This window comes from Kitasatospora sp. MAP5-34, from assembly GCF_029894335.1.
Taxonomy (GTDB): domain Bacteria; phylum Actinomycetota; class Actinomycetes; order Streptomycetales; family Streptomycetaceae; genus Kitasatospora.
Genome location: NZ_JARXZC010000002.1, coordinates 56274 through 82099, shown reverse-complemented (window position 1 = coordinate 82099; position 25826 = coordinate 56274). Strand labels below are relative to the sequence as shown.

The 25826-nt window shown below is 71.3% G+C and carries 20 protein-coding genes; 6 read left to right on the top strand and 14 right to left on the bottom strand.

Going from position 1 to position 25826, the window contains the following annotated elements; all coding sequences use genetic code 11:
- Positions 1 to 44: 44 nt before the first annotated feature.
- The 3 genes from P3T29_RS02350 to P3T29_RS02340 form a co-directional block, all read right to left on the bottom strand.
- Positions 45 to 785 carry a polysaccharide deacetylase family protein gene (locus tag P3T29_RS02350; protein WP_280714519.1) on the bottom strand — a complete coding sequence of 247 codons (741 nt, stop codon included), beginning with the start codon at positions 783 to 785 and terminating at the stop codon, positions 45 to 47.
- Positions 785 to 1999: a glycosyltransferase gene (locus tag P3T29_RS02345; protein WP_280714518.1), complete on the bottom strand. Its 1215-nt coding sequence runs from the start codon at positions 1997 to 1999 to the stop codon at positions 785 to 787. The genes P3T29_RS02350 and P3T29_RS02345 overlap by 1 nt, the downstream gene beginning before the upstream one ends.
- Before the next feature lie 265 nt (positions 2000 to 2264).
- Positions 2265 to 2822 (bottom strand): hypothetical protein, encoded by a 558-nt coding sequence (locus P3T29_RS02340; RefSeq protein WP_280714517.1) that lies wholly within the window; start codon positions 2820 to 2822, stop codon positions 2265 to 2267.
- Positions 2823 to 2957: 135 nt separating this feature from the next.
- Here P3T29_RS02340 and P3T29_RS02335 point away from each other — a divergent pair, with 135 nt between their 5' ends.
- The 3 genes from P3T29_RS02335 to P3T29_RS02325 all read left to right on the top strand — a co-directional run bounded on the left by P3T29_RS02335 (position 2958) and on the right by P3T29_RS02325 (position 6578).
- On the top strand, positions 2958 to 3635 hold the full coding sequence (locus P3T29_RS02335; RefSeq protein WP_280714516.1) for a response regulator transcription factor: 678 nt from the start codon (positions 2958 to 2960) through the stop codon (positions 3633 to 3635).
- Positions 3628 to 5031, top strand: coding sequence for an ATP-binding protein (locus P3T29_RS02330; RefSeq protein ID WP_280714515.1), 1404 nt, complete (start codon positions 3628 to 3630; stop codon positions 5029 to 5031). Before P3T29_RS02335 ends, P3T29_RS02330 begins: the two co-directional genes overlap by 8 nt.
- Positions 5032 to 5174: 143 nt before the next feature.
- The gene (locus P3T29_RS02325) at positions 5175 to 6578 is read left to right on the top strand and encodes a glutamate decarboxylase (protein ID WP_280714514.1); all 1404 of its coding nucleotides are present in this window, start codon (positions 5175 to 5177) and stop codon (positions 6576 to 6578) included.
- A 28-nt stretch (positions 6579 to 6606) separates the two neighbouring features.
- Here P3T29_RS02325 and P3T29_RS02320 read toward each other — a convergent pair whose 3' ends face one another.
- From P3T29_RS02320 to P3T29_RS02300, 5 genes are all read right to left on the bottom strand, one after another.
- Positions 6607 to 7815: an RNA polymerase sigma factor gene (locus P3T29_RS02320; RefSeq protein WP_280714513.1), complete on the bottom strand. Its 1209-nt coding sequence runs from the start codon at positions 7813 to 7815 to the stop codon at positions 6607 to 6609.
- A 149-nt stretch (positions 7816 to 7964) separates the two neighbouring features.
- On the bottom strand, positions 7965 to 9875 hold the full coding sequence (dnaG, locus tag P3T29_RS02315; RefSeq protein ID WP_280714512.1) for a DNA primase: 1911 nt from the start codon (positions 9873 to 9875) through the stop codon (positions 7965 to 7967).
- Between the two features lie 100 nt (positions 9876 to 9975).
- Positions 9976 to 11283: a deoxyguanosinetriphosphate triphosphohydrolase gene (locus P3T29_RS02310; protein ID WP_280714511.1), complete on the bottom strand. Its 1308-nt coding sequence runs from the start codon at positions 11281 to 11283 to the stop codon at positions 9976 to 9978.
- Between the two features lie 175 nt (positions 11284 to 11458).
- The gene (locus P3T29_RS02305; protein ID WP_280714510.1) at positions 11459 to 12430 is read right to left on the bottom strand and encodes an SGNH/GDSL hydrolase family protein; all 972 of its coding nucleotides are present in this window, start codon (positions 12428 to 12430) and stop codon (positions 11459 to 11461) included.
- A gap of 67 nt (positions 12431 to 12497) precedes the next feature.
- Positions 12498 to 13442, bottom strand: a complete 945-nt coding sequence (locus P3T29_RS02300) for a PAC2 family protein (RefSeq protein WP_280714509.1) — start codon at positions 13440 to 13442, stop codon at positions 12498 to 12500.
- Positions 13443 to 14290: 848 nt separating this feature from the next.
- On the opposite strand from P3T29_RS02300, the gene P3T29_RS02295 reads away from it, so the two are divergent.
- Entirely contained in the window at positions 14291 to 15010 is a 720-nt protein-coding gene (locus P3T29_RS02295; RefSeq protein WP_280714508.1) for a GNAT family protein, read from the top strand.
- A 227-nt stretch (positions 15011 to 15237) separates the two neighbouring features.
- Entirely contained in the window at positions 15238 to 16533 is a 1296-nt protein-coding gene (locus P3T29_RS02290; protein WP_280714507.1) for a C2 family cysteine protease, read from the top strand.
- A 28-nt stretch (positions 16534 to 16561) separates the two neighbouring features.
- On the opposite strand, the gene P3T29_RS02285 is transcribed toward P3T29_RS02290, so the two are convergent.
- The 5 genes from P3T29_RS02285 to P3T29_RS02265 form a co-directional block, all read right to left on the bottom strand.
- Positions 16562 to 17080 carry a ribonuclease domain-containing protein gene (locus tag P3T29_RS02285; RefSeq protein WP_280714506.1) on the bottom strand — a complete coding sequence of 173 codons (519 nt, stop codon included), beginning with the start codon at positions 17078 to 17080 and terminating at the stop codon, positions 16562 to 16564.
- Between the two features lie 237 nt (positions 17081 to 17317).
- Positions 17318 to 20026, bottom strand: coding sequence for a pyruvate, phosphate dikinase (ppdK, locus tag P3T29_RS02280; protein WP_280714505.1), 2709 nt, complete (start codon positions 20024 to 20026; stop codon positions 17318 to 17320).
- Positions 20027 to 20589: 563 nt separating this feature from the next.
- The gene (gene dusB / locus P3T29_RS02275) at positions 20590 to 21696 is read right to left on the bottom strand and encodes a tRNA dihydrouridine synthase DusB (protein WP_280714765.1); all 1107 of its coding nucleotides are present in this window, start codon (positions 21694 to 21696) and stop codon (positions 20590 to 20592) included.
- 494 nt (positions 21697 to 22190) lie between these two features.
- Positions 22191 to 22835: a response regulator transcription factor gene (locus P3T29_RS02270; RefSeq protein WP_280714504.1), complete on the bottom strand. Its 645-nt coding sequence runs from the start codon at positions 22833 to 22835 to the stop codon at positions 22191 to 22193.
- The gene (locus P3T29_RS02265) at positions 22823 to 24070 is read right to left on the bottom strand and encodes a sensor histidine kinase (RefSeq protein ID WP_280714503.1); all 1248 of its coding nucleotides are present in this window, start codon (positions 24068 to 24070) and stop codon (positions 22823 to 22825) included. Before P3T29_RS02265 ends, P3T29_RS02270 begins: the two co-directional genes overlap by 13 nt.
- A 134-nt stretch (positions 24071 to 24204) precedes the next feature.
- On the opposite strand from P3T29_RS02265, the gene P3T29_RS02260 reads away from it, so the two are divergent.
- The gene (locus tag P3T29_RS02260) at positions 24205 to 24741 is read left to right on the top strand and encodes a hypothetical protein (protein WP_280714502.1); all 537 of its coding nucleotides are present in this window, start codon (positions 24205 to 24207) and stop codon (positions 24739 to 24741) included.
- Positions 24742 to 24917: 176 nt separating this feature from the next.
- Here P3T29_RS02260 and P3T29_RS02255 read toward each other — a convergent pair whose 3' ends face one another.
- On the bottom strand, positions 24918 to 25760 hold the full coding sequence (locus P3T29_RS02255; RefSeq protein WP_280714501.1) for a helix-turn-helix transcriptional regulator: 843 nt from the start codon (positions 25758 to 25760) through the stop codon (positions 24918 to 24920).
- Between the last annotated feature and the right edge of the window lie 66 nt (positions 25761 to 25826).

The following is a 25826-nucleotide window of genomic DNA, read 5'->3' as shown; positions in this document are numbered from 1 at the left end:
TCCCGCATCGCGCAGCTCCTCGCGCCCCTGCTGTAGCCAGAGCCCTACACCGGCAGGTGGTCCCGCAGCGGGCCGACCGTCAGGCCCTGCTCGGCGCACTTCTCCAGGATCCTGGGCAGCGCTCCGAGGGTGGAGTGCCAGGCGCCGGGGGCGGAGGTGACGTCCGAGTCGTGCAGCAGGAGCGTGCCACCGGCGAGCGGTGCCCGGGTGATGGTCCGCAGGACGGACTCGGGGGTGGCGGTCGACGTCCAGTCCCGGCCCCAGTGCGACCAGAGCATCGGGGTCAGGTCCAGCTGCCGGGCGGCGGCCAGTGCGGAGAGGCTGAGCACGCCGTACGGCGGGCGGTACCAGCGCGGCTGCTCGCCCGTCACGTCGGCGATCAGGTCCCGGGCGCGGGCGATGTCGTCGCGGGTGGCGCGGGGTGAGCGGATCACCATCGGGCGGTGCTGGAAGCCGTGGACGGCGACCTCGTGGCCGGCCTCGACCAGGTCCCGGCCGAGCCAGGGGGCGCGGACCAGCATCCGGCCGAGCAGGAAGAACGTCGCCCGGACGCCCGCGCGGTCCAGTTCCTTCAGGAAGAGCGGGGTGGAGCGCGGGTCGGGCCCGTCGTCGAAGGTGAGCGCGACGTGCCCGGGGTCGCCCCAGCCGTTGAGGCCGGGGGCGAGGTACGGGCGCAGCGGGCCGAGCGAGGTGAGCGCAGGCAGGCTGTGGGCCACGGCCAGGCCCCCCGCCGCGACGGCGGCGGACACGGCCAGGGTCCGGGTGACGGTGGACTGGCTGCTCATCACGCGACCTCGAGGCTGTGGGCGGTCTGCTCCGCGTACAGCGCCGTCGTGGGGACGGGCCGGACGGTCTGAGCGGGAATCGGAACGGGGGTGGCGGCGGGAGCCGGTGCCGGGACGGGGTCGGCGGTCGGGCCGGCCAGGTCCGCGATGACGCGGTCGGGCGAGGACGGTACGGCCGACGCGGCGGAGCCGGAGCCGGCCTCGTCGAGGGCCCAGGGCGCCGGGTCCGGGCTGCTCGCGAGGGCGGTGGTCAGGGCGGGGGCGAGCTCCGCGAGGTCGCGGATCCAGACCGCGAGACCGGCCTCGTCGAGGGCCTCGGCGTTGGTGACGCCGTGGCCCGGCAGGCAGCGGTAGCTGACCACGGGCACGCCGCTCGCCATGGCCTCCAGCGAGGTGAGGCCACCGGCGTTCTGCACGACCACATCGGCGGTGCGCAGCAGGGCGGGCATGTCGTCGACCCAGCCGAGCGGCACGCCGACGGCCGACTTCAGCAGGCGTCCGCGCAGCACGGTGTTGTGCCCGCAGACCGTGACGGGGACCGCGAGGCCGGAGGCCGCGATCTCCCGGGCCGTCTCCTCGACCTCGCCCACGCCCCAGGAGCCCGCCACCACGAGGGCGAGCGGGCGGTCGGTGGGCAGACCGAGCCGGACCCGCTCGTCGCGGCGCTCGGTCTCGGAGAGCGCCGGGCGGAACTCCGGCCCGACCAGCGGCCCGCAGGACATGACCTCGCGGGCGCCGTGGCGGCCCGCCTGGTTCGAGGCCACGGGGTGCAGCGCGAGGTGCAGGTCGATGCCGTCGGCGACCCAGAGCGGGTGGACGGACATGTCCGTGAGGAAGGTCACCGCCGGGATCGACAGCCCGCCGTTGCGGCGGAGCTGGCCGAGCGCCTGGCTGGCCAGCGGGTAGGTGGAGACCACGGCGGCGGTGTCGGGGCCGATCGCCGCACGGGTACGGCGGGCCGCAGCCCGGCCCGCCAGCCGGCCGACCAGCCCGCCGAAGCCGCGGTGCTGCTCCAGGGCCCGCAGCATGGTGCCCCACGCCCAGGGGGCGACGCGCAGTTCGAGTGCGTAACTGCCGCGCAGCAGACGGCCGCAACCGGGTGGCAGCAGGTCGAGGAAGTCGTGGCGGTCGACCTCGTAGCCGGCCTCCTCGAGGCGGCGGGCCAGCTCGCGGGCCGCGCCGTCGTGGCCGGCTCCGACGCTGGCCGACACCACGGTTATGCGTGTCCGTCGTGATGGCATCAGTTTCCTTTCGGCCGGGCGGAGCGGAGGTGGCCGGTGAGCCCGGTCCCCGCACGCCGTGGCACGGAAGTGGTGGCGCGAACGTGGGATGGGCCGGCCCCGAGATCCCTTCGGGGCCGGCCGGTCTGTGGAGCGCCGGGTCAGTCCGGCGCGCGTTCGACATCCGGTGGTCGCCCACCGGCCACGTCGGTACTGCGGGTCACGCCGGTACCCGCAGTGGCGACGGTATCGGACGGTGCTAGCCGGCGGGGACGGTGTTGCCGGTGACCGTGCCGTCGGCGCCTGCCAGCGAGACGTCGTGGCGGACGCCGTCCGTGCCCAGCACCACGGCCAGCCAGGCACTGCCGCCGCCCTGCTGCCCGGTTATCCGGAGCGTCTCGACCCGGCCGCCCGGAACGGCGCCGGCCGCCTTCGCCGCCGCCTGGGCGGCGGGCAGTGCGGGCAGCGGCGCGGGCGCCAGCGCCTGGCCCTCCTCGCCGTCGGTGCCGTCACCGGCCTGGCCGCCCTGAGCACCGTCCGCGCCGTGGCGCAGGTGGCCCTCGGCACCCTGGCGGTGCCCGCCCTGGCCGTAGGACCCGGCCTCGGCGTAGTGACCGCCCCAGCCCTCGCGCGAGTGGTGGTGGTCCAGCACGGCGGCAGCCGCCGCTCCCCCGCCCACGATCACCACGACCACGGCCAGCGCGGCCCACCGGGCGCCTCGGCGCCGGGGCACCAGGCGCCCGAGCGCCACCCGGGAACGGGCCGACTGCTCGGACTTCCCGGGCTGCTCCGGGGTGGAGGGAAAGGACTGAGACATCTCGCTGCTCCTCATGACAACCGGACACCGCGCCCGGCTCGGCACCGAGCATGCTGAAGCGAACCTGAAGCTGAGCTGAAGCCACCTGAAGGCATCTTCAGCCGGACGCCCGCGCCGCCTGCGACCCTTGTCCTCATGCGCGTACTGGTGGTCGAGGACGAGCGGCGGCTCGCCGCCGCTCTGCAGCGAGGGCTTCAGGCCGAGGGTTTCTCCGTGGACGTGGCCCACGACGGGCCCCAGGGGCTCTGGCTGGCCGGCGAGCACGACTACGACGTGATCGTGCTCGACATCATGCTGCCCGGGCTCAACGGCTACCGGGTCTGCGCCAGGCTGCGCGCCGCCGGGAGCGAGGCCGGCATCCTGATGCTGACGGCGAAGGACGGCGAGTACGACGAGGCGGAGGCGCTGGACACCGGGGCCGACGACTTCCTGTCGAAGCCGTTCTCGTACGTGGTGCTGGTCGCCCGGCTGCGCGCGCTGGTCCGGCGTACCGGGCGGCGCGGCCCGCAGAGCATGGAGTTCGGCGACCTGATGATCGATCCCGCCCGGCGGCTCTGCACCCGTGGCGGGGTCGAGGCGAAGCTCACCTCGCGGGAGTTCGCGGTGCTGGAGCACCTGGCGCGGCGGGCGGGCGAGGTGGTGCCCAAGCGGGAGATCCTCGAGCAGGTCTGGGACTCCGCGTTCGAGGGCGACCTGAACATCGTCGAGGTCCACGTCAGCGCGTTGCGCCGCAAGATCGACGCGCCGTTCGGGCGGGCCGCCGTGGAGACCGTCCGAGGCGCCGGCTACCGCCTGGCGGTGGACGGTGGCTGACCGGGGCCCGGGCCGCCGGGAGCGGCTGACCCGCCTGCTGCTGCGGTTCCGGCCCGGATCCGTCCGGGCCCGGGCCACGCTCGGCGCGTCCGTCGTGGTCGCCATCGCACTGGGTATCGCCTCGTTCGCGCTGGTCACGCTGCTGGACCTGAACCTGATCCAGAACGCCGAGGCCGCAGCCGAACAGCAGGCCGTCTCGGTGTCCCAGCTGGCGGCCGAGGAACGCCTCGACCCGCTCCCACCGCCGGCGCACGGCGCGGACTTCATCCAGGTCGTCGACTCCACCGGACGGGTCCTCGCGGCCAGCCCGAACCTGGCCGGACGCCCGCCCGTCTCCCCCTATCGCCCGATGGTCGTCGGCATCGTGCGCGGCACCTGGGATCTCAGTCCGCTGCACGACGAGCACCGCCAGCAGGTCGTCCGGGTGACCACCAGGACTCCGACCGGCCTGGTCACCGTCTACGCCGGTACCTCGCTGCGGGACGCGGACGCCGCCGACACCACCACCACGGCCACCCTGCTGGTGGGCGTGCCGCTGCTCCTGCTCACCGTGATCCTGGTCACCTGGTGGGTGACCGGCCGGGCGCTGCGGCCGGTCGAGGCGATCCGGGCGGAGGTCGCCGAGATCAGCGACCGCGACCTGCACCGCCGGGTGCCGGTGCCCCGCAGCCGGGACGAGATCGCCCGGCTCGCCGCCACCATGAACGCGACCCTCGACCGCCTGGAGGCGTCCGGCGTCCGGCAGCGCCAGTTCATCGCGGACGCCTCGCACGAGCTGCGCAGCCCGATCACCGTGCTGCGCACCCAGCTCGAGGTGGCGCTGGCGCACCCCGACCCCGCGCTCTGGCAGGAGCTGGTCAGCGGTGCGCTGGAGGACACCGCCCGGCTGGAGGACCTCGCCTCCGACCTGCTGCTGCTGGCCCGGATGGACGCCGCCGAGCCGGCCTCGGCGACCTCCGTCGACCTGGCCGACCTGGCCGCCGAGACGGTCGCCGCGCGGCGCGCCGACCGCGTCCCGGTCCGGATCCGGGCCGCCACGGACGTCACCGTGATCGGCAACCCGCTCTGGCTGGCCCGGCTCATCACCAACCTGCTGGACAACGCCCAGCGCTACGCGATCAGTCAGGTCGAACTCTCCCTCCAGGTCGAACCCGGCACCAGGACAGCCGTGCTGGAGATCTCCGACGACGGCCCCGGCATCCCGCCGGCCGACCGGGAGCGGGTCTTCGAACGCTTCACCCGGCTCGACGACGCGCGCAGCCGCGACGAGGGCGGCGCCGGGCTGGGCCTGGCCATCGCCCAGGACATCGCGACCCACCTCGGCGGCGGTCTGGTCGTGGCGGACTCCGACCATGGTGCCCGGCTGGTGGCCCGGCTGCCGCTCGCGAAGGACTGAGGGCCAGGTCCACCTCCGGACTCCGGGAGCCGCCGAACGGCCCTATGGGCGGGCAACCCGCCGGTCCGAGCGTGAATGCTGGCAGCTGAGCGCCCAGCACCGGCAGGCCGGAGCTGCGCGGGACCACCACGAAGGGACCTGGGATGGCACTGCACCACGGAGACGCCGACGACCGCCGACTGACCGTCGCCCCCTTCCTCGGCGAGGCCGACCCGCTCGGCGCGATGGAGCTCAGCCCGCCCCTGCACCGACTGGCGGACGGCCCGATCCCGCCGGACACGGCGTACCAGCTGATCCACGACGAACTGATGCTGGACGGCAACGCCAAGCTCAACCTGGCCACCTTCGTGACCACCTCGATGGAGGTCCAGGCGGAGAAGCTGATGGCGGAGTGCCTGGACAAGAACATGATCGACAAGGACGAGTACCCGCAGACCGCCGAGCTGGAACGGCGCTGCGTGGCGATCCTGGCCGACCTCTGGCACGCCCCGGACCCGGACACGGCGGTCGGCTGCTCGACCACCGGTTCCAGCGAGGCGTGCATGCTGGCCGGGCTCGCCCTGAAGCGCCGGTGGATGGGACGGAACGCCGACCGGTACGCGGCCGGGGCCCGGCCCAACCTGGTGATGGGAGTCAACGTCCAGATCTGCTGGGAGAAGTTCTGCAACTTCTGGGAGGTCGAGGCGCGTACCGTGCCGATGCAGGGTGATGTCTACCACCTCGACGCCGAGCGGGCGGTGGCCCTCTGCGACGAGAACACCATCGGGGTGGTCGGCATCCTCGGCTCCACCTTCGACGGTTCGTACGAGCCGGTGGCGGAGATCTGCGCGGCGCTCGACGCGCTGCAGGCGCGGACCGGGCTCGACGTGCCGGTCCACGTCGACGGGGCGTCCGGCGCGATGGTGGCGCCCTTCCTGGACCCGGATCTGGTCTGGGACTTCCAGCTGCCCCGGGTCTCCTCGATCAACACCAGCGGCCACAAGTACGGGCTGGTGTATCCGGGGGTCGGCTGGGCGCTCTGGCGGGACAAGGAGGCCCTGCCGGAGGAGCTGATCTTCCGGGTGAACTACCTGGGCGGCGAAATGCCCACGTTCGCACTGAACTTCTCCCGCCCGGGGGCCGAAGTCGTCGCCCAGTACTACACGTTCCTCCGGCTGGGCCGGGACGGGTTCCGCGCCGTGCAACAGGCCAGCCGGGAGGTCGCGGAGTATCTGGCCGCCGAGATCGAGAAGTTGGGCTGCTTCCGACTGCTCACCCGGGGCGACGAACTGCCGGTCTTCGCCTTCACTACGGCAGACGGGATGCCGTTCGACGTCTTCGACGTCTCCCGGCGGCTGCGCGAACGCGGTTGGCAGGTACCGGCGTACACCTTCCCGGCAGACCGGACCGACCTATCCGTACTGCGAATCGTCTGCCGGAACGGGTTCTCCCGCGACCTGGCCGACCTCCTGCTCGCCGACCTCACCCGCCTGCTCCCCGAACTCCAGCGCCAGCCGGTGCCGTTGCAGAAGCTCGGCGTACCGGCCCGAACCGGCTTCCACCACTGAGCCACTGAGCCGCAAGGTGTGCACCCGCTCAGTCGAGGTACCCCCGGAGCTGGTCCGCGAAGGCGTGATCCCGCAGCTTGGCAAGGGTCTTGGCCTCTATCTGGCGGATCCGCTCACGGGTGACACCGAAGAGGTGGCCGATCTCCTCCAGCGTGCGCGGGCGTCCGTCGTCCAGGCCGTAGCGGAGCTGCACCACCTGCCGTTCGCGCTCACCCAACGTCGAGAGCACCGCCTCCAGGTGCTGGCGCAGGAGCAGGAAGGCGGCGGACTCGACGGGTGAGGCGGCGTCGGCGTCCTCGATCAGGTCCCCGAGGGCGACGTCGTCCTCCTCGCCGACAGGGGTGTGCAAGGAGACCGGCTCCTGCGCGAACCGCAGCACCTCCCGGACTCTGCTCTCGGAGATCTCCAGCACGGCGCCGACCTCCGCCACGCTCGGCTCGGCACCCCGCTCCTGGAGCATCGCCCGCTGGACGCGGATCACCCGGTTGATCAGTTCGACCACGTGCACCGGAACCCGGATGGTCCTGGCCTGGTCGGCGAGGGCACGGCTCATCGACTGCCGGATCCACCAGGTGGCGTACGTCGAGAACTTGTAGCCGCGTTCGTAGTCGAACTTCTCGACCGCGCGGATCAGACCGAGGTTGCCCTCCTGGACGAGATCGAGCAGCGTCAGCCCCCGGCCGACGTACCGCTTGGCGACGGAGACCACCAGTCGCAGGTTGGCCTCGATCAGGCGGCGCTTGGCCATCCGGCCCAGCACGACCAGGTGGTCGAGCTCGTCGGTGAGCCGCTCGTCCGGGCCGGGGCTGGTGTCCAGGGCCTGTTCGGCGAAGAGCCCGGCCTCGACCTGCCGGGCCAGCTCGACCTCCTCGACCGCGCTGAGCAGCCTGATCCGGCCGATCTCGCGGAGGTACTGACGGAGCAGGTCGGCGGCCGGGCCGGAGGACTCGTCGAGTGCGGGGGGCGGGCCGTCCTCGTCCTCGTCCTCCACACCCGCCTCGGCTCCCAGCGGGTGACCGGTCGGCGGCCCGCCCTGGACCGGCACCCGGGCCTCCTCGGACGGCGGGCCGTCGTCGCGCCCGTGGTCGTCGGCGCTCGCACCGACCGCTCCGCCCTCGTCCGTTCGGTACCGTCCTGGTCCGGCCTGGCTCGCTCCGGCCTCGGCGGCGGCATCATCGACGAGCAGCTCGTCCACGACGGCCTGCGGTGGCTGCACTGCGGCAAAGTCCACGGGCATCCCTCTCTGGGCCGCGCGCGGTTCGTGGGGGATCCGCGCCACACGGACTGGGATACCCACCAGTGTGGGGTACGCCACGCTCCTGGGCCGAGAGCCCTGCGCCGACTTTCTGCCCCGGCCCGCTTCCCGCTCCGGACCACCCGGTACGGCTACAGGCCGGCGAAGCCCCGGCTGCGCAGTCCCTGCCCGTACTGCTGGAGGGCCCACAGCTCGCTCTGCACGGCGTTCATCTCCTCCGCCGTGGAACGGTTCCCGAGGCGCTGCAGCTGGCCCCGGACCTCGGCGATCCGGCGGTCCACCGCCTGCAGGCGCAGTTTGACCAGGAACTCGCCCGCGTAGATCTCGTCGGGTGCCCGCCGGGTGCGGATCGGCTCTACCGTCAACTCGGTTACCAGTCTGCGTACTTGATCGTCGGGGCAGATCTCGCGCACGACTGCGGTGAAGTCGGGCAGGGTCGCGCCGTACGTGGCTCCGCCGGCCTGGCGGATCGCGCCGCGTACGGCGGCGTACGGCGGGGTGGGGAACTCCTCGTCGCCGTAGTTGTCGAACGCCGGGCTGACCAGGTTCGGGTGCTGGAGGGCGAGCTTCAGCAGCTCGCGCTCCACGAACTGGGCGGGGTCCTTGGGGTTCAACCGGTAGACGGGGCGCTGCGGTTCGGCGGCCGCCTGGACCTCGATGCGGCGGGCGGCGAGCTGGGCCCCGCGTGCCTGCTGCGGGTTGTCGCGCTGCCAGCGGGCCAGCTGGCCGATCCGCCGGACCACGAACTGCTCGTCCAGGATCCCGAGCAGGCCCGCGAGTTGGACGGCGTACTCGTGTTGGATCGAGCGGTCCTTGATCTTCACGATGATCTGGGCCGCCTCCTCGAGCGCGGCCGCGCGGCCCTCCGGCGAGTCCACGCGGTGCCGGGCGACGGCCGAGCGGAGCGCGAACTCGAAGAGCGGGACGGGGTTTTCGATGAGTTCCCGGACTGCTTCGTCGCCCTTGGCGAGGCGCAGTTCGCACGGATCCATGCCGCCGGGGGTGATGGCGATGGAGGTGCGGGCGGCGAACTTCTGATCGTCCTCGAAAGCTCGCAGGGCGGCCTTCTGGCCGGCGGCGTCGCCGTCGAAGGTGAAGACCGTCTCGCCCCGGTACTGCGAGGTGTCCATCAGCAGCCGACGAATGATCTTGATGTGATCCTCGGCGAACGCGGTACCGCAGGTCGCCACCGCCGTTGTCACACCGGCGAGATGACAGGCCATCACATCCGTGTAGCCCTCGACCACCACGGCCCGGCCGGACTTGGCGATCTCCTTCTTGGCGAGGTCGATGCCGTAGAGGACGTTCGACTTCTTGTAGATCGGCGTCTCAGGGGTGTTGAGGTACTTCGGGCCGGTGTCGTCCTCGCGCAGCCGACGGGCGCCGAAGCCGATCACCTCACCTGTGGTGTCCCGGATCGGCCAGACCAGGCGGCCACGGAAACGGTCGATCAGCCCGCCGCGCTGCCCCTGCGAGGCCAGGCCGCCGAGCAGGATCTCCTTGTCGCTGAAGCCCTTGCCACGCAGGTAACGGACCAGGTGCTCCCACCCGGCCGGGGCGTAGCCGACCCCGAAGTGCTTGGCGGCGTCGGCGTCGAAGCCGCGCTCCGCGAGGAAGGCCCGGCCGATCTCGGCCTCCGGGGTCTCCAGTTGCTCCTGGTACCAGGCGGCGGCCACCTTGTGCGCCTCGACCAGCCTGGTCCGCTCGCCCTGCTGGTGGCGGGGCGAGTAGCCGCCCTCCTCGTACCGGAGCGTGATGTTGGCCTGGCCGGCCATCCGCTCGACGGCCTCGGCGAAGGAGAAGTGCTCGATCTTCATCAGGAAGGAGATCGTGTCGCCGCTCTCACCGCAGCCGAAGCAGTGGAAGACACCCTTGCCCGGGTGGACGTAGAACGAGGCCGACTTCTCGTCGTGGAACGGGCAGACGCCCTTGAGCTGGCTGCCACCGCCGTTGGTCAGCTGGACGTAGTCGCCGACGACAGCATCGATCGGCAGTGCGTTGCGCACCGCCTGCACATCCTCGTCCCTGATCCGCCCAGCCACTTGGTGAAGTGTACGGGCTCGGCCACCCGTACGGCCGCGACCTCGACCACCACTTCGGTCACCCCGACTCGATCACCCCACCTCGGTCACGCCGGCCCGTTCACCCCGCCTCGACCAGGCGGGCGTGCAGAGCCAGCGCCGAGGCGTCGGTCAGGGTGGCGATCTGGTCGATCACCGCCCGCAGGGCCGCCCGGTCGTCCTCCGCCTCCTCGTAGAGGGCGGCGAACACCGGGTCGAGACCGTACGGCGCGGTGCGGACCAGGGTGTCGGCCAGCTCGGCGATCACGATCCGCTGGCGGGAGCGGAGTTTCGCCTGCTCCTCGCGCTGCATCACGTACCGGACGGCGACGGCCTTCAGGACGGCGCACTCGACCCGGACGGCGTGCGGGACGACCAGCTCCGCCGCGTACCTGGTCAGCGGCCCGGGGCCGTAGCGGGCCCGGGTGGCCTGCTCGGCCGCCAGGCAGAAGCGGCCGATCAGCTGGCTGGTGAGGTCCTTCAGGCCGGCCCGGGCGCGGGCGGAGCCGTCGTACGAGCGGGGCCACCACTCCTCGGCGCGTAGGCGGTCCAGCGCCTCGCCGAACTCCTCGGCCTCGGCCTCCGGCGCGTACCGTTCGGCGATCTTGAACAGCTCGCCGCGCTCCTCGGCGGAGCGCAGCACGGCCGGGTCGATGTGGCCGGCCTGCAGGCCGTCCTCCACGTCGTGGGTGGAGTAGGCGACGTCGTCGGACCAGTCCATGACGGTGGCCTCGAAGCACTTGCGGTCGGCGGGCGAGCCCTTCCGCAGCCAGCGGAAGACCGGCAGGTCGTCGGCGTAGACGCCGTACTTGGTGGAGCCCGGGTCGGTGGGGTGCGAGCCGCGCGGCCAGGGGTACTTGGTGGCGGCGTCGAGGGCGGCCCGGCTCAGATTGAGACCGACGCTGTGCCCGGGCCACGGCGCCAGCCGGGCGGGGGCCTCGTCGAGTGGCGCGAAGCGTTTGGGTTCGAGCCTGGTGAGAATGCGCAGCGACTGGGCGTTCCCCTCGAACCCGCCGCACGCCTCGGCGGCCTGGTCGAGCGCCTGCTCACCGGTGTGGCCGAACGGCGGGTGCCCGATGTCGTGGGCCAGACAGCCGGTCTCGACCAGATCCGGATCGCAGCCGAGGGCCGCGCCCAGCTCCCGCCCGACCTGGGCACACTCCAGCGAGTGCGTCAGCCGGGTACGCGGGAAGTCACTGAGCATCGGCGCAACCACCTGCGTGATCCCTGCCAGCCGGCGCAGCGCGGCGGAGTGCAGCACCCGCGCGCGGTCACGCTGAAAAGCCGTCCGCCCCGGACGCTTGTCCGGTTCGGGCACCCAGCGGGCCTCGGCGGAGGGTTCGTACGGAGCGGTGCGGTACGCGGTGTCGTTCACAGCTGTGTCATCCATATATCGGTCACCGTACGCCGCACCACCGACATTCCACCGGCGCACCGCGTAAGAGGCCCCGCCGGATCGGGCTTCCCGGTCGCACCCTCGCGAACCAGCCTCTCCGTGGTGCGGAGGATCCGCTGCAAGGCAGCCGGGTCGGCCGGACGGTCAGCAGGTCGGCCGGTGCGACGGATCAGCCCTTGACCGCGCCGAGCACCGCCGCCGCCATGCCCTGCTGCCCACGGGCGTTGGGGTGGACCGGCGCAGACCCGGCGGCGGGGATCGGCGGCTCGATCCAGCGGGTCTCCTTCCCCGAACACATGTCGTGGCCGACCGACGGGGCGAAGGTGTCCACGTACACCGCCCCCGCCGCCCTGGCCCGCTGTTCGAGCATCGCGTTGAGCCCGCGCTCCTCCGCCAGGAGGAAGCCGACATCCCCCGGAGCCACCGTGCGCCCCAGCGTCTGCGCACAGTCCGCCGGATCGGCCGGCAGCAGCGCCGGGTAGCCGACCACGTACACCCGGGCCTGCGGCGCCCGCCGCCCGATCTCCCGCAGCAGGTCCGCCAGCCGCTCCCCTGCCGTGTCGACCTTGCCGCGCAGCTGGTCCTGACCTTCTGCGGACGTGTAGTGCGTACGGCAGGGTGCCTGGTCGGCGGACGCCCCGGTGGAGCCGCCGAACAGCGAGTGCCGGAGATCCTCCATGGCGCACACCGTCAGTACGTCCACGAACCCGACGTCGTTACCGCCGATCCCCAGCGTCACCAGCCGGGTGGCCGGTGAGAGCGCGTCCAGCTGGGGCGCGTTGGTGCCGCCCGCCGTCCGCTGGACCCCCGTCAGATCGGCTGTGGTGGCTCCGCTGCAGCTGACGTCGGCGAACCCCGGCCCGGCCGCCAGGCCGAGTTCCTTCGCCACCAGCGAGGGGTAGTTGACGCCGGATCGGCCGCAGCCCGTTGGCGTGCCGACCTGCGGATCGATCGCCGGCCCGGCGGTGTACGAGTCGCCGAGGGCGACGTACGGGCCGCTCGGGGCCGCCACGGCGCTCGTGGTCGGGCCCGCGCCGGTAGGGGGCGCGGGCTTCGAGAGGCCGCCGGTGCCCGCGCCGCAGGCCGCCGTCAACAGCAGACCGGCCAGCCCGAGCGGCCAGCGACGACGTCCGACCTCCACCGCGCACCCCCTCCCAGCCCCGTCGCCGCACAGTTACTCCGCTACTACTGGTCCGCGTCGCGTACTACTACTCCGCGTCGCGCTCGTGCTCCGCCAGGAACTCCTCGAAGCGCCGCCCCAGCTCGTCCGCCGACGGCAGGTCGGCCGGATCGGCCAGCAGGCTCTCGCGCCCCTCCGAGCCCGCCACCGCGTCGTACTGGCTCTCCATGCCCCGGATGGCGGAGCGCAACTCGTCGTCGCCCTGCGCCAGCTGCTCCTCGATGTCGGCGTAGACCTCACCGATCCGGTCACGCAGGTCGGTGCCGGGCAGCACCAGACCGCTGGCCGACTGAACGGCCTCCAGGATCAGTACGGCCGCCGACGGGTAGGCCGAGCGGGCGACGTAGTGCGGTACGTGCACCGCGAAACCCAGCACGTCGTGGCCCGCGTCGGCCAGGCGGTACTCCAGCAGCGCCTGCGCGCTGCCGGGCACCTGGGCCTGGTCGAACCACTTCGGGTAGCCGGCCGCCAGGTCCAGCCGCGTCCCGTGCGGGGTGAGCCCGACCGGGCGGGTGTGCGGGACGCCCATCGGGATGCCGTGGAAGTCCAGCGAGATCCGTACCTCGAAGCGCTCGACCAACTCGCGCACGGCGGCCGCGAACAGCTCCCACTCGGTGTCGGGTTCCGGGCCGGTGAGCAGCAGGAAGGGCGTACCGACAGAGTCGTGCACCAACTGCAGCAGAATCTCGGGCGGCTCGAAGGACGTCCACCGGTCCCGGTCGAACGTCATCGCGGGACGGCGGGCGCGGTAGTCGACCAGCCGATCGTGGTCGAAACGGGCGACGATCTGCGGGGAGCCCTGCTCCAACAGATGAGTCACCACCTGGCCGCCGGCCTCACCGGCGTCCATGAAGCCCTCGAAGTGGTAGAGCAGCACCAGACCAGCGGCGTCCTGGCCGGCCGCCGCGTCTGCGGCTACCAGCGCGGCCACGCCCTGCTGCTCCAGTTGGTACAGCTCCTTGGGATCCCGCACCGCGCACCCAACCCCGTTCCGTCTTGTCAGTCGTCTCGTCGGTCCCACCGTTTGGCTCGACCACGCGGGCCGACCGCAGTCGTTCCGGCCGTCCGATCAGTCCAGCGTGCCGGACACCCGCGACATTCCCGAATTGCCGGGCGGCGACATTCCCAAGTAACGGAGAGCGCCTCGTCCGGGTTCCGGTTCCGCCGACCGGACCGCAGGGATACCGGCTCCCCCGACCACGGCGTGACCATCATCGCACCCCACCACGAATCCGCTGGTCGGAGCCCTGGCGACCGCCCCGGGCCGGTCTCCGGGCGGCCACCGAGCCGCGCTCGCCGAGCCGTTCCGAAGCCGTTCCGCGACCGTTTCGAAGCCGTCAAGGCGAGCCCGGCGGCAGGCCCGGCGCAAGCTCGCAACCCTGATGGCGCGCCGCGAGGTGACGCACCGCCTTCTGGCGGGTATCGTCCTCTCGCTGACCCGCATCGCCGCGTCGCTGTCCCGTCGTCCGTGACGCCGTGGACCCGGCCCGGGCCCGATACGGTCAGACACTCGCACCGCACCTTGCCTTCACCTGGCCGCCTGCTTCCCTTCGCGCTCTCATTCTCCTTTCGGCCATCTCGCGGACGCACACTGTCCCCCCGCTCATCTCGCCGGACCGGTCCGTTGACCCGAGTCCGTTCCGGCACCGCGCTGCCCGCTTCCGGGCCGCCTCCTCGCCGCACGACCGGGCCTCCGGCGTTGGCAACCCCGCTCCCCACAGCGGGTGGAGGCATATCCCGGAGCCGGGGCGAAAGACCAGTTGCCCTTGTGCCGTACCCCGGCACGAGGGTCCCTCCGATCGCCGAAGGACCGAAGGATCCGTGCCCGTACCCGTAACCCTCATCGGCCGCACCGCGCGGCTGGAGCCCCTCGCCATGCACCACGCCGAGGCTCTCGCCCTGGCCGGCGCCGAGGACCGTGCGACCTACGCCTTCACGCCCGTCCCGCACGGTCTGGAGGCTGCGCGGGACTACATCGCGCGAGCCCTCGCCGACCAGGCGGCGGGCCGTTCGCTCCCCTTCGCCACGGTGAGCGTCGCCGACAACCGGGTGGTGGGCGCCACCCGGTTCCAGGAACTCGACTACTGGCAGGGCCCGGTGGTCTGGCCGCCGACGCCCGGTGTGCCGTTCGGTGATCCGCGCGACGCCGTCCCGGACGCCGCCGAGATCGGCGCGACCTGGCTCTCCTCGCGCGCCCAGGGCACCGGCATCAACACCGAGGCGAAGCTGCTGATGCTCCGCCACGCGTTCGAGAGCTGGCGGGTGCAGCGGATCTCGCTGCGGGCCGACGCCCGCAACCTCCGCTCGCGCACCGCGATCGAGCGCCTCGGCGCCACCTGCGAGGGCGTCCGGCGGGCGCACTCCCGTGGCCTGGACGGCGTCGTGCGCAGCACCGCGTTCTACTCCATCCTGGACGAGGAGTGGCCGGCCGTCCGGGACATCATCGAGATCCGGATCGCCGCCGCGACCTCGCCGAGCGCCCCGGATCCGGCTCTCTCCCAGGAGTGTCTTAGACACGGCAGCCCGCTGATCACCGCCTGACCGGTTGAGCCGTGCCCCCACCACGGCCCCCGTACAGCGGCGCCGACCTCGTCAGAGGCCGGCGCCGCTGTCGTCCCCGTGCACCAGTCCCCCGCCCTCACCGGGGCCGGTTGCCGGCCGGACGGGCGGAGCCCCTACGCTCTTGGGTCGGGGCGGAGGAGAACGACCGGACACCGGCGGGGCCGGGACCGGCACGAACCGGCACGGATCGACAGGGGGAGCACGCCGTGAGCTACCACCGGAACAACTGGCAGCAGGCGGTCGGCCTGGCGGCGGCGTTCGTACCCGGCGGCGAGGCGATCAAGTTCGCCGTCGACGTGGTCCAGGAGCTGACCGACGACGTCGGGAAGAGCCGGCTCGACTACGTCAAGGGCGGCCGCCCGGTGGTCGAGCTCCCGTGGCAACCGGCGGGCCCACCGCCGTACCCGCAGCGCGCGGACGCGGTCGGCCGGCAGGCCTGGGACCTGCTGTTCGCGGACGAGAAGCGCTTCGCCGCGCGGTCACTGCTCGACCAGGTGGGCAACCTCCTGATGCCGCTGCCACCCGCCGAACTTGACATGGTGATCCGCCGTTTCGGCCCGCAGGGGCTGGCCCGCTGGGACGACCTGACGCACACCAAGGACCAGCAGGGCGAGGAGGCGTACGACCACCGGCGCCAGCAGGAGATGTTCAACTGGCTGCTGCGCTCGGTGAGTCCGTACACCGCCATGCTGATCGGCAGTGCGATGCCGTGCAGCCAGCCGGAGTTCGAGCACGCCTGCTGCGACGACGCCGGCTGGGTGCTGCCCAAGGGGCCGTTCGCACAGGTGGACGGCGGCTACTTCACGGAGAGTTGGCAGCGGGTCTCCGGCTCCACCGAGGCGATGTCCTGGCAGGACATGTCGCAGGGACGCTTCGGCACCTGCTGGCTGCTGACCAGCATTCAGGGCGTCATCCAGGCCAACCCGCAGCACGCCCCACGGCACGTACGGCAGGAGGCCAACGGTACGGTCACCTGCACGCTGTACCAGGACGGCCGGCCGTTCGACATCACCGTGGTGCCGGACCTGCCGTACGCCCACGGCGCGCTGCACGGCGCCAAGGGCCACAGCGACGACGCGCGCTTCGCCGAGACCTGGCCGAGCTACTACGAGAAGGCCGTCGCCCAACTGCGCTTCGGCTACGAGGCGATCTCCCACGGCGGATACGTGGACGACGCGCTCTCCATGCTGACCGGCCGGCCGGCGCAGAAGCTGGACCTCAAATCACCCTGGCTCTGCCACGAGATCGCCGACCGCAAGGCGCGCGGCCACGCCCTCACCGCAGGAACCCTCGGCGAGGGCGACGACCGCAAGCGCCTGTTCGGCGGCCGACTGGCCGCCAGCCACGCCTACTTCGTCAAGGACGTGGACGTGGCAGGCGGCCGGATCTGCCTGGGCAACCCCTGGGGCGACGAGGCGGACCGCCGGATGTGGGAGTGCTGGCTGACGCTCCGGGAGGCGTCGACCTACCTGTACAACATCGACGCCGCCGCGACCTGGTGACGCTCCCCGCGCCCGGTCCACCGCTCTCTCAGCAGTGACCGTCGATCGCCTGGAACGTGCTGTAGTGGTCCCCCGTCCAGTACTCCTCGCCCGCCGTTCCCGTGACGACCCGTCGGGTGCCACGGTCCCCCGAGCCCGGGGTGACCACGGTGAACTCGTGGTAGTAGCCGGTGGACTGCTTCGGGAGCCGGTTCTCGCGGTTCTCGAAGACGATGCCGTCCGTCCGGTACGGGTACGGGCCGCCCTTGTCGACCAGGGCGAGCGTGTCACGGGCCTGGCTGGGCAGCTTGCTGCGGCAGACGTCGGCGATACCGGGATGCGCGGGGGCGCCCGCGCCCGAGGGCCTGGCCGGGGCGGACGGCTTCACCGTGCTGCCGGGCTTGCCCGCACTCATGGTTGCGGGCCCGGCCGCGTGGGAGGTCGACTTCGTACTGCTCGGCTTCGTACTGCTCGACTTCGTACCGCCGAGCAGCCCGAAGGCGACAACGGCGGCGATCGCGCAGAGGACGACCGCCACGACGGCGATCAGACGGTTTCGGCTGGTCATGGGCCCAAGCTTGCCGGGTCCCGGAAGCGGGCCGGTCAACGGGGTACGGCAGTCACCCGAACGGTGGCGCCGGGAACCAGCAGGTACAAGTGGAGCCGGGGCGGGAACGGACGCCATTGTCCGTTCCCACCCCGGCTGCCTACGTACGGCGGCTCTCCTGCGCCGAGCTCCGCCGTACGCCCCTCCCATGGAGGGGGTGCGGTCAGCGATGGGACCGCGCTACGAGGTTGTCACCCCTCAGCGCGAGTCGCTGCCCGCCGTCTCAAGGGCGGCGCGGCCTGCCTCCAGGCGCGCCACCGGGATCCGGAACGGGGAGCAGGAGACGTAGTCCAGCCCCACCTCGTGGAAGAAGTGCACCGACTCCGGGTCGCCGCCGTGCTCGCCGCAGACGCCGAGCTTGAGGTCCGGGCGGGTCGCCCGGCCCGCCTCGACGGCCAGCTTCACCAGGGCACCGACACCGTCGCGGTCGATGGTCTCGAACGGCGAGACCCCGAAGATGCCCTTCTCCAGGTACGCGGTGAAGAACGAGGCCTCCACGTCGTCCCGGGAGAAGCCCCAGACGGTCTGGGTCAGGTCGTTGGTGCCGAAGGAGAAGAACTCCGCCGCCTCCGCGATCTGACCGGCCGTGATGGCGGCGCGGGGCAACTCGATCATGGTGCCGAGCTTGATGTCCAGCTCGACGCCGGTGGACTTGGCCACCTCGGCGAGTACCCGCTCGCACTCGTCGCGGACGATCTCCAGCTCCTGGACGGTGCCCACCAGCGGGATCATCACCTCCGGACGCGGGTCGCCGCCGCCGCGCTTGCGCTCCGCCGCCGCCTCCGCGATCGCCCGGACCTGCATCCCGAACAGGCCCGGGATGACCAGGCCGAGGCGCACGCCGCGCAGACCCAGCATCGGGTTCTGCTCGTGCAGCTTGTGCACGGCCTGGAGCAGTCGCAGGTCGTTCTCGTTCGGGTCCTTGCGGGCCTCGGCGAGGGCGACGCGCACCGACAGCTCGGTGATGTCGGGGAGGAACTCGTGCAGCGGCGGGTCCAGCAGACGGACGGTGACGGGGAGTCCGTCCATCGCCTGGAAGAGCTCGAGGAAGTCGCCCTTCTGCAGCGGGAGGAGGGTCGACAGGGCCAGCTCGCGGTCCTTGTCGTTGTCCGCCAGGATCAGGTGCTCGACCTCCTTGCGGCGCTCCTCACCGAGGAACATGTGCTCGGTGCGGCAGAGACCGATGCCCTGGGCACCGTAGCGGCGGGAGCGGTTCGCGTCCTCGGCGTTGTCGGCGTTGGCCCGCACGGCCAGCCGGCGGCGCACGTCGGCATGCGACACGATCCGGTGCACGGCCTGGACCAGACCGCCCTGGACGTCGGCGCCGGCGTGCAGCGTGCCCTCGAAGTACTCCACCACCGGGGAGGGCAGCACCGGGACCTCGCCGAGGTAGACCTTGCCGCTCGCTCCGTCGATGGAGACCAGGTCACCCTCCTCGACCACCTGGCCGTCGGAGGTGGTGAAACGACGGCGCTTGGTGTCGACCTCGAGCTCCTCGGCACCGCAGACACAGGTCTTGCCCATGCCACGGGCGACCACGGCCGCGTGCGAGGTCTTGCCACCACGCGAGGTGAGGATGCCCTCGGCGGCGATCATGCCGTCCAGGTCGTCCGGGTTGGTCTCCCGGCGGACCAGGATGACCTTCTCGCCCGAGCGGGACCACTTGACGGCGGTGTACGAGTCGAAGACCACCTTGCCGACTGCGGCACCCGGCGAGGCCGCGATGCCCCTGGCGACCTGCTTGGAGTTCGCGTCGGGGGCGAAACGCGGGAACATCAGCTGCGCGAGCTGACCGCCCGTAACGCGGTGCAGCGCCTCGTCCAGGTCGATCAGGCCCTGGTCGACCAGCTGGACGGCGATCCGGAAGGCGGCGGCGGCGGTGCGCTTGCCGATCCGGGTCTGCAGCATCCAGAGCTTGCCGCGCTCGATGGTGAACTCGATGTCGCAGAGGTCGCGGTAGTGCAGCTCGAGCTTGCTCATGATGGCCATGAGCTCGTCGTACGACTTCTTGTCGAGTTGCTCCAGCTCGGCCAGCTGCAGGGTGTTGCGGATGCCGGCGACGACGTCCTCGCCCTGGGCGTTGGAGAGGTAGTCGCCGTACACGCCGACCGCGCCGGTGGAGGGGTCGCGGGTGAACGCGACACCGGTACCGGAGTCCTCGCCGAGGTTGCCGAACACCATCGAGCAGATGTTGACGGCGGTGCCCAGGTCGTTCGGGATCCGCTCCTGACGGCGGTACAGCCGAGCCCGGTCACCGTTCCAGGAGTGGAAGACGGCGTGGATCGCCAGGTCCATCTGCTCGCGCGGTTCCTGCGGGAACTCCCGGCCGGTCTCGCGGAGCACGATCGCCTTGAACGTCTCGACCAGTACCTGGAGGTCGGAAGCATCCAGGTCCAGGTCGTTGGCAGTGCCCTTGGCCTGCTTGGCCTCGTCGAGAGCCTCCTCGAACAGCTCGCCGTCGACGCCCAGCACGGTCTTGCCGAACATCTGCACCAGTCGGCGGTACGAGTCCCAGGCGAAGCGCTCGTTGCCGGACTGGGCGACCAGGCCGAGCACCGAGGCGTCGGAGAGCCCGATGTTCAGGACGGTGTCCATCATGCCCGGCATGGAGAACTTGGCTCCGGAGCGGACGGAGACCAGCAGCGGGTTGTCCGCCTGGCCGAGCTCCTTGCCCATCTCCTGCTCGAGGGACTTCAGGTGGCGGCCGATCTCCTCGTGGAGGGAGGACGGCTCACTGCCCGTCTCCAGGAAGACCTTGCACGCCTCGGTCGTGATGATGAACCCCGGAGGGACCGGGAGACCAAGATTGGTCATCTCGGCGAGGTTCGCACCCTTGCCGCCAAGAAGGTCCTTGAGGTCCTTGTTTCCTTCTGTGAAGGAGTAAACAAACTTCTGCTCGGACGGCACGGGTAGGTCTCCTCGTACGCGGTTGCCCTGACGCCGGAGAACATACCCATTTCAAAGGCGGTTTCGCGCTACCAATAGGCCGTACGAATCTCACAGTGGGCGGTTACCCAGCAGATCGAATGCCCACTGTGGCGTTCACCTCTGTTGGCGAAATCGTCCGGATGACGCTAGCAACCGTTCAAGTAGTGAACACATCGAAACGCCAAGATCATACGAACCGGACAGAGAGTAGCGGCTTGGGATCCACCATGTTTCCCCGGCTTGATTTCCTGCAGCCAGCCGAGCCGATCCGCCGCCAAGTCCTTCGGGAAGCGATTTAGGACCTGGTGTCCAACGAACCCACCTGACCGGCCGTCAATCGCAACGATATGTGGCAAGCGTCACGGACGCATCTCAGCCGTCGGGCGCAGAAAAACTCCCCACCCCGTCACCTTGTGTCCACCCCCGAGACCTCCGAGTGAGCATTATCTGCCAGAAAGGAGCCCTCTTGGCCAGGTTGTCCAAGAGGGCTCCGCCGTACCGGCGAGGCGGGCCGACGGCCCATATTCGCCAATTCAGCCAAATCAACCGCCGGAGGTGTCCGTTTCGGCGTCAACGCTCGGCAGAGCGCAGTCGTACGGATCGTCCAACCAGCCCTCCGGGAGAACCACCCGGTTGTTGCCACTGGTCCGACCGCGCGGACCGTCCGCCCCGGCGGGCCACACCTGCTGCTGCTCCACCTGGGCCAGCGTCTCGGCGAGCTCGGAGAGCGAGCTGGACATCGCCAGCTTCACTCGCAGCTCGGAGCCGACCGAGAAGCCCTTGGTGTACCAGGCGACGTGCTTGCGGAAGTCCACCACTCCGCGGCCCTCGTCACCCATCCACTCACCGAGCAGCTGGGCATGCCTGACCATCGCGCGCGCCACGTCGGCAAAGGTCGGACGGGAGTAGTCGACATCGCCCTCGAAGATCGAGACCAGGTCCTTGAAGAGCCATGGCCGGCCCAGGCAGCCACGGCCGACCACCACACCGTCGCAACCCGTCTCGCGCATCATCCGCACCGCGTCGTCCGCCGACCAGATGTCGCCGTTGCCCAGGACCGGAACCTCGGCCGGTACGGCTTCGCGCAGCCTCGCGATCGCGGACCAGTCCGCCGTGCCGCCGTAGTGCTGGGCAGCGGTGCGGCCGTGCAGCGCGATGGCCGACACCCCCTCCTCCGCACCGATCCGGCCGGCGTCGAGGTACGTCAGATGGTCGTCGTTGATGCCCTTGCGCATCTTCATGGTGACCGGGAGGCTCCCCGCGTTGGCGACCGCCTCGCGGAGGATCTCGCGCAGCAGGTTGCGCTTGTACGGGAGTGCGGAGCCGCCGCCCTTGCGCGTGACCTTGGGGACCGGGCAGCCGAAGTTGAGGTCGATGTGGTCGGCGAGGCCCTCGTCCGCGATCATCCGGACGGCCTTGCCCACCGTCACCGGGTCCACCCCGTAGAGCTGAATGGAGCGCGGCTTCTCACTCGGGTCGAAGTGGATCAGCTGCATGGTCTTGGCGTTGCGCTCGACCAGGGCCCGGGTGGTGATCATCTCGGACACGTAGAGGCCCTTGCCACCGCTCTGCTCCCGGCACAGCGTCCGGAAGGGGGCGTTGGTGATGCCCGCCATCGGCGCCAGCACGACGGGCGGCCACACTCGCATCGGGCCGATGTGCAGCGGCGCGAACTCCGCGCCGGGCGCCGGCGTGGCGCCGGGCGTAGGGCCAGGCGTGACGCCGGCTTCGGCGGCGGGGGCGGAGGATGCGAGGGCGGCGGCGGAGGTGGAGGCGGAGGTGGTGCCGAGCTCGGCGGGCATGGTGCCAGGTGTGGTGCCGAGTGTGGCGTCGGGCGTGGTGGTCATGCGCGGTGAGTCCTCAACAGGATCGGCAGGGCGGCGGTCCGAGACTCTTCATTGTCCCCCACCTGGCGTAGTGGCCCCGGCGGGCTGCCTCTGTGGGGCCTGCCGGGCCACGGAAGTCGGTGGAGAGACACGGGCCTGCGTCGGCTTTCGAACGTCTTGATCAACTGCGGGGATCCGTGGTGCCCGCCGCTCTGGCTCGGCTGCGCCAACCGGTCCCACGCGGCAACGCCGCCGACCAGCAGGGACACCGCCAGCACCAGCGCCCCCAGCACCCGCCAGGTCCTGCGCTCCATGAGCTATCCCACCTCCAGGAAGCGGAGGACCGCCAGCACCCGCCGGTGCGTGGCATCGGCCGGCGACAGGTCCAGCTTGGCGAAGATGCTGTTGATGTGCTTGGCCACCGCGCTGTCCGAGACCACCAGCGACCCGGCGATCGCGGCGTTGGAACGGCCCTCCGCCATCAGCGCCAGCACGTCCCGCTCGCGCGGGGTCAAGCGTTCGAGCGGGTCACGGTGGCGGCGCAGCAGCAGCTGGGCGACCACCTCGGGATCCAGCGCCGTGCCACCCTCGGCAACGCGCTGCAGGGCATCGACGAAATCATCCACATTGGCGACCCGCTCCTTGAGCAGATAGCCGACGCCGCTGGTGTTCCCGGAGAGCAGATCCGAGGCGTAGCGCTCCTCCACGTACTGGGAGAGCAGCAGCACCGCCGTCTCGGGCCACTGCCGGCGGATCACCAGTGCGGCACGCACCCCCTCGTCAGTGAAGCCCGGCGGCATCCGGACGTCCGTCACCACGACCTTGGGTGTGTGCCGCTCGACGGCTGCGAGCAGCGCCTCGGCGTCGCCGACGGCGGCGACGACCTCGAACCCGACCGCCTCCAGGACCTTGACCAGGCCCACTCGCAGCAGGACCGAGTCCTCGGCGATCACAGCTCGCACGGCAACTCCACGGTGATGGTGGTCGGGCCCCCGAGGGGGCTGATGATGGCGAAGGTGCCGTCCACGGACGCGGCCCGTTTTCGCAGGCCGACGAGGCCCGTACCGGTCGCGGTGTCGGCGCCGCCGACACCGTCGTCGGTGACGACGATGCACAGGCGGCCGGCCCGCTGCCGCACCGACAGGTCGACTCTGGACGCTCGGGCGTGCTTCGCCACGTTGGCGAGAGCCTCCGAGACGGTGAAATACGCGACGGCCTCGATGGTGGCGGCGAGCCGGTCGGGCAGCTCGACCCGGAGTCGTACGGGCACCGGAGCGCGGGCGGCGATACCGGAGAGCGCCGCGTCGAGACCTCGGTCCTCCAGGACGACCGGGTGCAGGCCCCGCACCAGATCGCGGAGCTCGACAATGGCTGCCTGAGCCTCCTCGTGCGCCTCCACGATCACCTGCATCGCATCGGGTCGGACACCTCGCAGGGTGCGGCGGGCCAGTCCGAGGTTCATGGCGAGGGAGACCAGACGCTGTTGAGCACCGTCGTGGAGGTCCCGCTCGATGCGGCGGCGCTCGGCATCGGCTGCATCCACCACCCCGGCCCGGCTCTCCGCCAGATCCTCGACCCGCTGCTCCAGCACCTCGGCGCGATTCGGGCCGAGCAGAGCACGGACCGCCCGCTCGTCGGCGCCGGCCAGCCACCCGGACACCCAGGGGATCGCGAACAGCAAGGCGATACCGCCTGCGGTGATCACACCATCGGTGCTCGTCCAGGCCGGTCCGGCGCGAAGGGCGCTGCCGAGTGGCATCAGGACGGCCCAGCCGTAGCTCGTCGCCATCACCAGACCGACACCGCCGGCAAGGATGGCGGTCAGGGCGGCAGCGGCGAACAGCGGCGCGGCGAGCAGGTGATAGACCGCTTGGCGCCAGGTCATCCCCGCGCGCAGCCTGACCACCCAGTCGGCATTGGCCGGCAGCCGGATGGGCACCTCCAGGCCGCGCAGAGAGCGGAAGCGGCTGCGCTGAGCAGTCGTCAGCAGATCCAGGCAGATCAAATTCAGGGCCAGGCCGACCAGCACCCCGACCACCCCGATCGACCCGGTCCGCACGAAGGCAGCCATCGAGAGGGTGGGAAGGCCGAGCGGCACCCCGGCCGCAATAAACAGAGTGTCCTGCCGAGCTGCCGCTGACCACGGGGCATGCTCGGCTCCCCAGGTGACCGTACGGCGGAGGGCAGAGGTAGCCATGCCGGACAGCCTAGGGTTCCCGCTCGGACGTGACCATGAAGCCAACTTCCGCTTTGCAGGTGTAGCTAGGTACACCTCAAAGGCGGCAGTCTGCGCTACCGACTTGGCGTCAGTTATCGGTGAACCTTGAGGACATGACGAGGACCGAGCACAAGGCCCCGTACACGGCCCCGTACACGGCCCCGCACGCGGCCCAGTACGGACCACAGGGCGGACCACAGCACGCGGCGCGCCGAGCGCCACACGATTCGGCATGTCACCCCACCGAACTGACGGCAGAGGTCGCGGCAGCGGGCACCGCTCTCCTGAGGCCCTGGTCGATCCGTACCGCGCCGCATCGCAACGGCCGAGCCGCCCTGGAGGTGTACGAGCACGACGAGTTGTTGGACGTGATGGTCACCTCGGTGCTCAGCAACGCTCTACTGCGAGGCGCACGGCGCTCCGTCGAGGGCGGGCGGCAGACCGGCTTCGCCTGGGGTCGGCTGCCCGCCGACAGGACACTCCCCACCGTGATGTTCACCGGCCGTCGGCTGAGCAGGCGCCGCCAGCCGGCCCGAGTGGTCACGCTGGGGGGCGAGTTCTGGCTCGCGTGGGCGGAGGGGCCCTGCGGCGGTGTAATGGTGCGGCACGGAGGCGGGTCGCCCGTCCGGCTCCGAACGGGACGAGCGTGATGCGCGTGACGATCCTGCTGAGCCTGACGAGTCTGCGCCGACCGCTGCTCGCGTTCGTGCACTCCTGCTGCCGTGGACGGGGCTGCCGGCCGGGCCAACTTCGCCACCAATCCCGCTCACCCGTACCCCCGCCCCTGCCTCAGTTCCCGCCCAAGTTCCCGCCCCCGCCCGGCCACTCAGGGCGAGACGTTCAGCCGCTCCCAGCGCACGCGGGTCTCGTCATCGTGCGGCGTGTACGTCACCAGCCTGGTGTTGGGCCGTGGACCGAGCCACAGATTGGTGTAGTCGAAACGAAGGAGACCGGCATCAGGTACCAGAAAGCGCTTGAGCCCATTGCCTGGTCCTTCGACCTCGTGCCGCGCCCAGACGGCCTCGAAATCGGGGGAGGCACTGCGCAATCGCTCCAGCAGAGCCGTCCAGACCCGCTCGGAGCTATGGTCCGCCATCGCTGCGCGGAAGCGCGCGACGATCGCCTGGCGCGCGGACTCACGGTCGACCAGCAGCCCCGAGAAGTACGAGTCGGTGAACGCAAGCCACATAACGTTGCGGTCCTCGAAAGGCATCGCGTCCAGGTCGCCGACGATCCGGGTGTACGCCCGGTTGTGGGCCAGGATGTCGTAGCGACTGTTGAGTACGGCGGAAGGCATTGGCTCAAGCTGCTCCAGCAACACCCGGACCGCCGGAGTGATGGTCAGGCAGTCGACGACCGGAGCAGGGTCCTCCGAGCCGGCCAGTGCGAAGAGGTGCGCCCGCTCGTTCCGGTCGAGCAGCAGCGTCCGGGCGACGGAGTCCAGCACCTGCGAGGAGACCTGGATGTCCCTCGCCTGCTCGAGCCACGTGTACCAAGTGACTCCGACGGCAGCCAGCTGCGCCACTTCCTCGCGGCGCAGACCTGGCGTGCGCCGCCGCCCGGTCTGCGGGAGTCCGACCTGCTCGGGCGAGATCCGCTCCCGTCGGCTCCGCAGAAAGGCCGCCAACTCGTGGCGGCGGCTGTCGGCAGGCGCGATGCTGGTCGTCATGCGCTCAAGCATGCACCTGTTCGGATCCAGTTGCCAGGTAGTACTTATACCTGGATAAACACTCTC